Genomic DNA, 11,902 nt, shown 5'->3' on the forward strand with positions numbered 1-11,902 from the left:
CAAGGTGCAGTACCAGGAGGACAATGAAAGTTTTCATTGACAAATTGTCTTCCTGGTGTTAGACTGATAATAACTTTAATTAGACAGCCATCGTTGTGGGAGTATCTTAACACACCAAAATACATTTGTCAAGTCTATCAAAACTATAATTTAGTATTAGTCTATTTTGAGGAGCCGACTATGTGGTACGTGAAAATGTATTTCTCCGAAAAGCGGGAGCTTTTTCAGTGTGACGCCTCTGGCATACAGGGAGTACCGTCCGTTGATCGGCAGTTTCCATTTCTGGAGAGCCTGCTCACCTTTCTGGAGATGGATTGTGGGGAACTGACACCCATTCTCCAGCGGATCGCAGATCGTTGGAGTCGGCTGATTGCAGAGTTTGACCGGGATGCCGGCACAGAGGCCATGGTGGAACTGGGCCAGCTGAAAAGTCGGCATATCTATCTGGAACTTCTGTATGTGCGTTGGTATGACCGTTTCTCCAGAATGGGGATCTATGGTGACTGGGGCAGCGCGGAGGATGAGCAGATGTTAGCGGAACTGCGGGATCTCCCGGAGCAGCTTCTCCTCTATCAGAAGCAGGTGCAGCGATTCTTTGATTTAGTTCTGGATGTGGACAGCGCAGGGCGCGACCCACAGCAGCAGGCAGCTAAGAATTATCTTCACGATAGTCCGAGGGATCCCAGCCTGTTTCGATTCCGCCCCATTCCGCTTAGCTTTGAGCCGGTGGAACCGGGGCGGTGTTCGCCGGTTTTGTACTCCGCCAGCATTCCGGACATGATCGACTATTCTCTGCGCAGTTGTGTGGAGAGGGGCATTACGGTGCGGCGCTGCAAGAACTGCGGCCGCTACTTCCCCCAGACCGGACGGGTCAGCGCGGAGTACTGTGAGCGTCCGGTGCCCAGAGGACAGCAGACCTGCCGTGAGGCTGGCGCCTTCCAGCAGTGGACCAAGAAGCAGTCTGAAGATCCGGTATTCAAGGCCTACCGCAAGGAGTATAAGAAACGGTTTGCCTGGATCAAAGCCGGTCGCATTTCCGATACGGATTTTTATGCCTGGAGTGAGCAGGCCAGAGAGATGAAAAAGAAATGTGACCGCGATGTCATCACCCTGGAGGAATATGTGGAGTGGCTGAAGAACTCCTGAACCACGGACAAGAAAAAGAATAAGGGGCCGACTTTCGTCAAGTCGGTCCCTTATTCTTTGTGTAGGCGATGTAGATTTTGTGCTGCTTACGGGTTTCCGTTGCACTTATGGCTCTGTCTCATAGGGCCAGGTGTTAATACCGCCGAATTCGTAGATGTTAGTATAGCCCAGGTCTGCCAGCGTAGAGGAGGCGGTCTTGCTGCGGTTTCCGCTGCGGCAGTAGACCAGCACCGTGGAGTCCTTCTCGGGAATCACCTCGGCAGCAGTATCCTCATCAATGCTACCAACTGGCAGCAGCACGGCACCGGGAATGTGACCGCTGTCATATTCGTCCTGCTCTCGCACATCCAAGATGATGACCTCCCAGGTGTCCATCATCTCTTTGGCTGTTTCCTGGGTGATCTGCTCATAGGCGCCTTTTGTGTCATTCCCACCGCAACCGGTCAGCAGTAGTAAGCAAAACAGCAGAGGTAAAATTCGTTTCATTTTAGTTTCTCCAGAAGTCCGGCGGCAAAGGCTTTGTGGCCCTGCTCTGTGAAGTGTACGCCGTCATAGGCCAGGGAGATACCCCAGTTTCCAGCGTTGGCAAAGCGAATACCCAGTTGCTCCGCCAGGGCCTGACAGCACTTGGCAAAGGTATGGGAGTCATCAATGAGTTGCTGGCTGGGCACCCATGCTCCCAGAGTCATCGGCGGCGGAGCGATTAGCAGGACCTTGCTTCGGTCTAACGAGACAGCAGCGAAAAATCGCCCCAATCTCTCAGCCGCCTGCTCCGGGCTGCAGCCCTGGAGCAGGTCGTTGGTACCCAGCATGACGATCAGCAGATCCGTGTCGGCAGGCAGGGTGGGAGCGGCAGACGGGATTTCCCGGCCATTCTGTCCCATGTTGGAGATTGTCCATCCGGTCTCCGAAGCCAGGATGTCCACCCACCGGCAATCCGCGTCATATCGTCCGCCGAAATAACCTCGAGGGTCATAGCCATAGGTGTTGGAATCGCCAAAGCAGATGACATTCATCTTATGTTTCCTCTTCTCTTGGTAATAGCTCAGTTTTGTCAGCTGTTAGAAACTGCTGACCGAAGTGCCTGTTCTATGCGCGCCTCCTCTCTGCTTCCATCTGTCCGAAGCCGAAGCAGCGGAATCCCACACTGTCCAAAAATCCGGTTTTTCTTTTCATCTCTGTTTGCTTGGACACTCCCCGCAGCATGGAAGGCGGCACCATCCACCTCTACTGCAAGCAAAGGAGATTTATCCATACGACGGAACAAAAGAAAATCTACATGAGTCAGGGGATTCCGGGCATATGCTGTTTCTTCCTCCGTCAACACGGAATAGTCTTTCACCAAGTTGACCAGGGACACATGGGCTGCGCAGTCCACAAAAGAAAACTCTGCTTTTTGAAGGATATTTTGGATCACAGCATAGGCAAGATTTTCCGAGTCGTATTCTGAAACCCGCCCATGCTTTTTCAGAAAGTCCCTCCGCTGCTCGGCATACCCCTGATAGAGCAGATCAAAAACAGAGTACACCGTGCTCTCAATCACCACGCAGTTGTTGTATTCGATATAGCGAGCCAGATCGCCGTAGTTGGTTCGGTCGTTCTGCGGGTCCTGCGAGGTAATGACGGTCAAGGATTTCACCGCCCTGGATACCGCCACATTTAGCATCCGGGGATCATCCACAAAGTCTGTAATGACATTGTCCACAGAGGTCAAAACGATGGCGTCTTTCTCACGGCCTTGGAATTTATGGACGGTAGCCACTTCCAATTCCTTGCCCAGCTGCGTTTGGATTGCCGCCACCTGATCCCGGTACGGCGTAATGATGCCAATGCTCCCATACCCCTGTCTCTCCAAGCTGGGAAGGATCTCTTGCCGAATTACATCAATTTGTCTCTGGTTTAGATGGCCACGGGCGTGGTTGCCGGGTGCTGTCCGGTACATGGTCAGGACATCCGGCTCTTCATGGTCCTCTGTCATGACGATGAGCTTCCCACCATAGAATTTCTGATTGCAGAAATTGATAATCTTGGGATGGCAGCGATAGTGTTCCCTCAGAAGAACGGTAGGAGCCTCCGGCCATGTGGCAATCGCAGAGGAGAGCAAACTGTGGGCGGTGAAATGATAAGTCTCCGGGAGAGAATACCGTCCCCAGATTCCCTCACTTTTCTGAATGTTCTGCTTGTCCAGCACATTGGGGAGCTGCTGGAGATCTCCCACAATGACAATATTTTTGGCACTGGCGAAGGCAAGTACGCCAGTGGCCAAATCCACTTGGGATGCCTCGTCCACGATGAGATAATCGTAGGTATGTTCAAAGTTTAGAGTGCCTTTGATGGAGTAGGTTGTGCTCAGAATTACCGGATATTCTTGATTGAACTCTTTGGACTTTCCACGGAAGTCCCGCATCTCAAAGCACTGGCGAGGCTCTTGCCAATGGAACTTTTCGCTTAGCTCGGCCCGGAATAACCGCAGGGACTTTTCCGTCAACTCCGCCATCTTTTCGTCAAAGGCATACTGCTCTAACTTCTTCTCCAGCTGAACCCGCTCTTCTGTCAACTCTTGCCGACGCACCACATAGAACTGCCGCTGTAGATACGGGATTACCAGTTCTGGCGCCTGGAGAAATACTTTCAGCGCACTGCGATTGAAGCGAAACAGGATGGATATCTTTTGGAGCAGGCCTAATTTACTCTCCTGCTGGGCATGCTGTTCGTACTCTAACCAGAGGGACAAAATCTTTTGAGAGGAGAGCCCTTTCACCTCATCCTTTGGTGCCTGGGCATAGGTGCTGTAATACTCTCCGAAATAGTGCTGCTCTGGCGTCAGTTGGAGCAACTCCTGCTCAATGGCGGCAATGCGATTCTTTCCGTTGAGCATCTCGCTGAGTTCTTTGGAGAGACTCGTCACCTCCTGGTCCAGTTGTGACTTCTCCTCCGGCTCCAGAACCCAAGCCGACATATCGGGGTATTGACCGATCTGTGTCTCCAGGAAATGCTCCTTATTGGCTCGACTTCCCAGAAAAGCGGTCAGAAAAGAGAGGCCTTTCTTTTCCAGTTTTTCCGCCACATTCAAAGTGGCGGAGTTGTTATTGGAGACAACAGCTACCGTCTGTCCATTCCGAACCGCATTGGAGATAATATTCAGAATGGTCTGTGTCTTTCCGGTGCCGGGAGGCCCCTGGATGATGCTGACCTGGGAGGAAAGGGCGTTCTCCACTGCTGTTTTCTGACTCTGATTCAGTCCAAAGGGGTAGATGACAGCCGCAGGGAGCGCCCGCACCGCTGGCTTCTTGGAAGAGTCCAGGTAGCAGGACAGTACAGTTGCATCGCTGACACTTTTGATTCGCTCGTACTGGGCACTCAGGATATTGAGACCGCCTTCAGCCACCAGACTGACCGCCGCTGCCGTTTCTTTGAAGTACTCAAAAATGCCCACCTGTTTCTGGTTTGTGAGGCAGTTTTTCTGGAGTTCCACTTGGCTTTTGGGGTATGTAAGAGCCGTTTTCCCAGTTCGGAGGAAACGGTAAAAGGGGCCAAAATCCAAAATCTCATCAACCTGCGAAAGAGGGTTTCCGTCCACGGTAATGATAAACTGCGTGGGATCAATTCGGCTCTGTACTTTTAGGAGCTGCACTTTTTCGGCACGGTAGCGATAAGTTTTAGGGGAAGTGGTATAGACCACCTCGCACATACCGTCCTGGAAACGGAAACTGGCGACGGAGTCAGTCTTGTCCTGCCCGTTGATCAGGAGCATATATTTTTTGCTGTCCATCGCAGACCTCCTTCCGCCGTTTTGCTGTACTCTCTTCTTGATGGCCGTATATTGCTATTTTGAAGGCTGGGACGCTACATCCAGTAACTCTCTCACTGCTTCAACCATAGCAATCGGAGAATCCAAATGCAAGGTCTGCACCCTGACCAGGCTCCCGCTGGAAGAAGAATAGCAGAGAGGAATTTTCTGATCTGCCATTGCCTCACAATCCGGATAAAGCAGCACCGTCTGTTTCGCCTGATATTCCTTCTGGTATGCGTACATCTGGTACATATCAGTCTGTGAGATTCCGTAATTGTGCCACTGAGGGGACAGAAGTTTCCACTTGGTGTCCAATACAGTCTTTTCCCCGCTGTTCAAATCTTCAATCACCAAGTCCGGCCGCAGGGCAAACTGTTTTTGGGGCAGTTCAAAGAGATATTTACCTTTTGCCTGCACATGAACACGATACTGCTTGGAATCCAAATGCCGACGCAGAACTGCTGCCACATAGCTCTCAAAAATCCGCTCCATGGGGAAGAGGAGAGCCAGGGCGGCCTGCCCGCCGGAAAAGGCGGTAAAACTCTTTCCTTGCAAAAATACCCGGCACAGCTCCAGAAGTCGCTGGTAGTCTTCCATGGAGCGGGATTGCCCACATCTCTGAAAATCCTGCTCCACATTTTTGGAAACAGGAACTTGCTCCATGACGGATAACACGATCCGCAGATCCTTGCGGTTTTGTAAATCCGTGGTGTGCCGCTGCAAGTAGAGCGCCGTGGACTTGACCAGGCGGTTTTCCGGGCAATCCACGCTGAATACATCGTACTCCACGAAGATTCGTTCCCGGTGCAGCAGATTCTTTCGGATATGCTCCGAGAATACGATTTTTCCATGGACACAAGTTTCGTTGTCCTGTTTTACCGTATAATCCGATTTTAAACCGCGTTGAATTAGCCGATGGGTCTCGTCCAAAAACATGCGCACAAACAGATCCAGCAAGCGCATACGGGAAGTATTCAGGTGGGCGGTGCGAAATGTCTTGAACGGAGCCTCCTGGACCGTTCGCAGCATGGTGAGAAACACCTTTCGGACAGCTTGGTCACTGTTGTCCTTTGCCAGCGTCAGTTTGGGCAGAATTTCAATCTCTGTTCCGTCTCTGGTGGTAACGACACCCACATAATTTTTCGCAGTAATTACCTTACCCAAACCGGGCCTTGCGCTCAGGCTCATCAACTCCAGCGGTTCAGCACCGGAATTTGTGTCCCGATTGGATAAAATAAACTGCTCCAGCTGATCGAAAGCGTGTTCTGGCAAATAGATCATGCCTGCCCGCGGCGGTCCATTGCGGGTAAACCCCATATATTCCCGAATGGTATATTGTTTCAATGGAGTTCACCTCCCAATGGAATACGCCAGTCAGAGATTCCGATACACTTCGACATCAAAGAAAGCGGCCGGATTGATGTGGTATGTGGGGTTTACCTCAAATTCAAGATCTGTACCGAACAAGCTCTGAAGATCGGCTGTTTCAACCTTGAAAAATCGCTGATGTTCTGGACGCTTTTTATCTCCCAGCACCAGACAGATCTTCTCATAGTCGTCATAGAAGTACTCCTGCAGAAGTGGAACGACCTTATCCCGGAAGATTTCGCCCAGGGTCTGAATGGAGCGGGACTGACGCAGAGGGGTAAAGAAAGCGTGTCCCAGCGTATGCTCCCGGTCAAACAGAACCTCGATCCGGCGATTTAGCGTCGTAATCAAACCGCTGATGGAAATGCCCTCGACCTCTACACCATCCAGAACGCCACTGTCTGGCATCATTTCCGTGAAACTAAACCGGCGGCGAAGGGCAGTATCCAACATAGCAATGGAACGGTCGGCCGTATTCATAGTACCAAGCAGATAGACATTATCAGGAATCCCGAAAAGCTTTTGAGAATACGGCAGTCTAACTTGTAATCCCTCACTTTGGCCGAGACGTTTGGAGGGTTCAATTAATGTGATCAGTTCTCCAAAAATTTTAGAAATATTTCCACGATTGATCTCGTCAATAATAAATACATAGGGCTTTGTTTCTACCGCAGTTGTCGGCGCAAAGCCGTTTTTCTCAAGAACTTTGATAACTTCAGCCGCAGTGGTATCCAGCTGATACACTGTGGATTGAACCAGCGAACGCGATAATTGAAACTCTTCGATATCAATTTTCTTACCTTTCAGGAGCCAGTTCACTTTTCGGGACCGCTTATAGTGATCTTCATTTGGGAGCCATTCTGGATCACCGGTGATAACGCCGATAGCATCAATGGTTCGGGCAGAATAGCAAGAAAGGACAATATCTCCTAACTGCATCCGATTCAAAAATGCGTTCAGCACATACTTTCCACCAACAAAGTAATTCGTTTCGTCTGTAACGGTTTCGCCATACTCATCCCATCCAATGCGAATACAGTCGTTTTGCATGCAGTAATTGCGAAGCGGATGCCCTCCTGTACCGCCGAGAGAGACTTTCCAAACAGAAGGTGTATCAGAAAAACCGTAGGGAGATTGCTTGGCATCTGCGATTGGAATTTGAGCTTTCAAACAAAACGCTTTGAATATGCCCTTTGTAATCTCGTATTGGATCTCACCAGCTTCTTCCTCGTTTTCGCCGAAGAACTTAGGACGAATTCCCTCTATAAAATCTTCATATCCAAAAGACTGGTGGAAAGTGGTGAACTCAATCCGCCCATCCTGCCGATACTGCCGGTATCGCTTCAGAACCTCCTCGTGGTTTTCTGCCTGGACATCTTCCAACGATTTCCCCTCAATGATCGCCACAGCATAGTTGATGGTCTGGTAAGTCTTACCCGTCCCTGGAGGGCCATAAAGAATTGTATTCTTTGCAAAAGGCATCGGATTGTTCACCTCATTCCGCGATAGAAGTTTGAGTGCATCTGCCAACTCATCACGAAGTTTCCAGGAGTATGTACCAGGCTGGCCCGGAAGAGCTGTGCGGCCCACAAACAGAATTGGCCACCATTTCTGATCCTCATTTTCATTGTGAACCAACGGGCAGCCCGTTTTCTCCTGTACGCGTCTGGCAAACTGAACCATACTGCTATTATAATGTGCAGAAGACCCTCCAGATTGCTGGCTCAGCTGTTTACAGGTCGCCTCGCCGCCCAATTCTTGCATGGTTTTCAGAATCAACAGATTTTCTGCTGTGCAGACGGATCTGTCTGCAAGAAGTTCTAACCACTGTTCTGCACTGATCTCCGGGTCATACTCTGCCGGGGACGGCCAGTAGTCACTTTTATAAAGCTGGCTTCCAAAGTAGATGATATCATCCGTCAAAAGGTGATGCGCAGAATCGGGATAATACGAGCTGCCCAGCTCTGCCCGCTTGGTTTCAAACAGATTCAGCAGCTCACTGTCCTGCTGAACGCAGGAAAGGACCCGGTTGGCAATCTCCTGGTAGGTAAGCACATTCTGGCTATCTCCCATTTTGCAGATGGCCTGCAAGCCGGTCTCTGCCAGAAAAGCCTTGAGTTTCCCGTATTGATAGAGAAAATATCGATCGGGCTGTGCAAAAAATAAATAGGTACAGATTGTGCGGTCCCCTTGATAATGCTGCTTCATGCTTTCTTTGAACTGATACTTGGCTAACAGGGTATCCGCACTTTGCTTAAAGTTTTGGATCTGCTCGACAATATCCGCTCTGGGAGCCAAGAGCTGCTGAAACATAGAGCGGACCATATCAGGCTCCTTTCCCGCAAAAAATGTGATCATCTTACAGGGAAACGAGTAATTGGTGTCCAGCAGATTTCCCGCCTGGGCCAAGGATTCCTTCAGCATTTCTGCAAAATCGGCTTTCTCTGGATTCCAATGCTCCTGGAAACATTGGACTGCCCGCCACTTATACGCTTCTTCCGGAAACCAGGCGGCAAAGGATTCCTTGTATTGGCTGACAACACGACGGATGGGATCGGCAGACAGCTCCCAAGCTGCCATATCCAGAATCCGATAATTTTTGAAGGAGAAATTGGCATCCCGAAAATCTTTGATTTTCCGGCAGTTATCTATATAAGCTTCCAGTTTGCCCCGGGATTTGAGTTCAATCCCCAGTGCCGCAAAAATATCCTCACTGCCCACATTGCTGTTGATGACAGGGAAGGTAAGCGGTTTTAAGCAGTGCAGTATCACAGAGGCTGCCGCGGCCTGCATCCCGCGGAACGATTTCGTCAGCACCGATGCGGCACGCTGAAACATCTCCTCATCGTCCGTCATATCCAGAAGATCCACGCACATCCGGATAAAAGCGCGCACGGATTGGATATCTGTCTTGCCCTGGAACGAGTAAAAACCAGTACCAAACATTCCAATATGGCCTGTTCCGGAGACCGCTTTTTCCTGGTGCTTGTACACGCCAGCGTCCGCCCGGCTTTTCAGGTCATCAATCAAATGGTCCAATTCTTGTTTGCGCACCTCGGGCAGATGCGTTGCATGGACAGCTTCATGCTTTTTGTCATAGCTGTGCCGCCATGTTCCAATGCACATGAGATAAATGGCATTAAGATCCTGGTAGTCCAGCGTGGCTTCATCCACATCGCGATAGGCGGACGCAATCGCACGCACCAGTTCATAGCTGCCGTCGTGTACATCCGGTGACAGCTCGGGGGTACTTTTCAGTTTTTTCAATATCTCTTGATTCATTTGAGGTCACCCTCCGTTTGTGCGGCCTGGAATCGGCCATAATACTGCTCCAACTTCTCATCGCAGATCCGCTCGATCTCCTGTTTCTCCTCCCGGGTCAGCTTCTTCCAGACGGACTCGTCCACCTGGATCACGCCCAGGGTTTTGGTGTGATGGAGCATCTGCATATCCTCAAACCGCTTGAAGGGGTTGGAGAGGATATTCCGCTGGGCCTGGGCGTCAGTATAGCCGCCCTTGGCGTAGATGCTGTTGGCTTTTTCCACCACCAGTCCTGCCGCTCTGCGGGCCTCGTAGAACTCCCGGAAGTAGGTCACGATATCACTGAGCTTCACCCGGCCTTTGTCGTCAGCAAACAGCAGCACTGCTTTGAGAAGTACCGGCTTGTAGGAGTAGCTCATGTCCATTTGCCGCACCATATCCAGAAACAGATCCTTGCGGTTGGAGTCGTCAATGAGCGTCCAGCCGTACTGTTTCGCATACTTCTGGAGGGTTTCCTCTTTGAAGTACTTGAAGGTCCGGTGTTCACTCATGGGTACCACCAGGTCGGGTACCAGCAGACCGTCCCGGACATACCGCTCGATGGTCTCCGTCTGCACGTCCACTCGTCGGACAAACTCCATCTGGGAGATCATGCCGGCGGCTTCTTCCTGCCAGTTGAAGATGTCCACCAATTCATAGTCCAGGGCGTCCACCGGCCAGTCGATGAGGGCATCCGGGCGCTCGCCCCGGTCGTAGAGGCCCTGTTCGGCGGTTTTCTGCTGTTTGGTGCCCAACACCAGAGCGCCGGGCTTGTACTCCTTCAACCGGAACAGCCGGTGCATGGAGTAGGGCATGTTGTACTGGCTGGCGTTGTCAACGAAGTCAAACACCATCAGGCTCTCCTTGCCGGGGGACAGCCGCATGCCGCGGCCCAGCTGCTGGGTATAGAGCACCTTGGACATGGTGGGTCGGGCCATAAACAGCACCTCGGTGGCTGGGCAGTCCCAGCCCTCGTTGAGCAGATCACAGGCGCACAGCACTTTGGTCTCGCCCTTCTCAAACCGGGCCAGCACCTCCCGGCGGTCGCTGGCCTTTATCTCGCCGGACACAGCCTCAGCGGCCACACCAGCGTCATGGAGCCGCCCGGCGATCTCCTGAGCGTGCTTGACGGAGGCGCAGAAGATGACCGTCCGCTTGTCCTTCACATACTGGAGCCAGGTGTCCACAATGAGTTGATTGCGTTCCGGCACATAGATCTTGCTCTCCAGATCCCGGATGTTGTACTGGACGCTGTTGAACCGCACCTTGGTCAGGTCAATATTGGTGTGAATGCGGATACACCGCACCGGCACCAGTTCGCCAATCTCTACGGCGGTCTGGATATCCAACTTGTGGGCGGTGTTCTTGAAGATATCCAGGATATTCTTGTCGTCGGCCCGCTCCGGTGTGGCGGTCAAGCCCAGGGTGAATTCCGGCGTGAAGTAGGCCAGGACTTTCTGGTATGTATCGGCGGAGGCGTGGTGGGCCTCGTCCACGATGATGTATCCGAAGTCATCCGGTTTGAACCGCTCCAGATTCAGTGCCACGCTCTGGATGCTGCCGCACACCACGAAGGCGTTGCCCTGCTTCATACTCTCCACATAGCGGCCCACCGTGGCCCTGGGCCACAGTTTCCGGAAGGTCTTGGTGGCTTGGTCTACCAGTTCCACTGTGTGGGCCAGGAACAGCGTGCGCTTGCCGAATCGTTTGGCATCCATGACGGCGGTCACCGTTTTGCCGGTGCCCGTTGCGTGGTAGAGAAGGGCAATGGTCTCGAAGTTGCAGCGCATCTCCTCCAAAGCTGCCAAAGCCTGTTTCTGGTGCTCCTTCAGTTCCAGTTTGGAGCCGTCCAGGGACTTGCCCCGCTGGGTGGGGAGGTAGTCCTCGATTTCCCTGAAACTGGGGTGCTGGCCCAGGAAAACTCGCAGCTCGTCTTTCACAGTCTCCGGCTGCTGCTGCATCTGCCGCACCGCCCAGCGGTACACATCCCAGCCCAGATAGATCATGCTGTTCTGCTTGAGCAGGTCATCGTAGAACTTGTTCTGGGAGATCAGCTTGGGGTTGTGAGAAGCCTCATCGTCGATCTCGATAGCCACCCTACGTCCGCCGTTTTCAATCAGAAAGTCAGCAAACCGGCTGTTCTGGTAGATGTCAGAGAAGGGATATTGAGAGTAGAGGTAGCCGGCTTTCTCAGCGCCGAAGGTGTCAGAGAACAGTTCTATGAACAGGTCTTCAGCACTGCTGCCGGAGGCGGAGCGGTAGGTATGTAGGTTTGTCAAACATATTGGACGGTGA

At 51.8% G+C, this 11,902-nt stretch carries 7 protein-coding genes; 1 reads left to right on the forward strand and 6 read right to left on the reverse strand.

Annotated elements, in window-relative coordinates:
* Positions 1-180: 180 nt before the first annotated feature.
* A complete protein-coding gene (locus HMPREF0372_RS11795; protein ID WP_007492650.1) occupies positions 181-1,146 on the forward strand; it encodes a DUF6076 domain-containing protein in 966 nt (321 codons plus the stop codon).
* A 105-nt stretch (positions 1,147-1,251) separates the two neighbouring features.
* Here the strand turns inward: HMPREF0372_RS11795 and HMPREF0372_RS11800 are convergent, their stop codons facing one another.
* Genes HMPREF0372_RS11800 through HMPREF0372_RS11825 form a run of 6 tightly spaced genes read right to left on the reverse strand, consistent with a single transcriptional unit; the run spans position 1,252 to position 11,886 of the window.
* Complete coding sequence (locus HMPREF0372_RS11800; RefSeq protein WP_007492652.1) at positions 1,252-1,632, reverse strand: rhodanese-like domain-containing protein; 381 nt, start codon at positions 1,630-1,632, stop codon at positions 1,252-1,254.
* On the reverse strand, positions 1,629-2,162 hold the full coding sequence (locus HMPREF0372_RS11805) for a GDSL-type esterase/lipase family protein (protein ID WP_007492654.1): 534 nt from the start codon (positions 2,160-2,162) through the stop codon (positions 1,629-1,631). Before HMPREF0372_RS11805 ends, HMPREF0372_RS11800 begins: the two co-directional genes overlap by 4 nt.
* 38 nt (positions 2,163-2,200) lie before the next feature.
* Positions 2,201-4,918, reverse strand: coding sequence for an AAA domain-containing protein (locus HMPREF0372_RS11810; RefSeq protein WP_007492656.1), 2,718 nt, complete (start codon positions 4,916-4,918; stop codon positions 2,201-2,203).
* A gap of 54 nt (positions 4,919-4,972) precedes the next feature.
* A complete protein-coding gene (locus HMPREF0372_RS11815; RefSeq protein WP_050810496.1) occupies positions 4,973-6,283 on the reverse strand; it encodes an McrC family protein in 1,311 nt (436 codons plus the stop codon).
* Between the two features lie 30 nt (positions 6,284-6,313).
* Positions 6,314-9,589, reverse strand: coding sequence for an AAA family ATPase (locus tag HMPREF0372_RS11820; protein ID WP_007492659.1), 3,276 nt, complete (start codon positions 9,587-9,589; stop codon positions 6,314-6,316).
* Positions 9,586-11,886, reverse strand: a complete 2,301-nt coding sequence (locus tag HMPREF0372_RS11825) for a DEAD/DEAH box helicase (protein WP_039997382.1) — start codon at positions 11,884-11,886, stop codon at positions 9,586-9,588. Before HMPREF0372_RS11825 ends, HMPREF0372_RS11820 begins: the two co-directional genes overlap by 4 nt.
* Positions 11,887-11,902 lie beyond the last annotated feature (16 nt).

It is taken from the genome of Flavonifractor plautii ATCC 29863 (assembly GCF_000239295.1).
GTDB lineage: Bacteria > Bacillota > Clostridia > Oscillospirales > Oscillospiraceae > Flavonifractor > Flavonifractor plautii.

Coding starts and splice junctions, on each gene's coding strand:
- HMPREF0372_RS11820 (WP_007492659.1), bottom strand. CDS start 9,589: ATGAATCAAGAGATATTGAAAAAACTGAAAAGTACCCCCGAGCTGTCA.
- HMPREF0372_RS11800 (WP_007492652.1), bottom strand. CDS start 1,632: ATGAAACGAATTTTACCTCTGCTGTTTTGCTTACTACTGCTGACCGGT.
- HMPREF0372_RS11810 (WP_007492656.1), bottom strand. CDS start 4,918: ATGGACAGCAAAAAATATATGCTCCTGATCAACGGGCAGGACAAGACT.
- HMPREF0372_RS11795 (WP_007492650.1), top strand. CDS start 181: ATGTGGTACGTGAAAATGTATTTCTCCGAAAAGCGGGAGCTTTTTCAG.
- HMPREF0372_RS11805 (WP_007492654.1), bottom strand. CDS start 2,162: ATGAATGTCATCTGCTTTGGCGATTCCAACACCTATGGCTATGACCCT.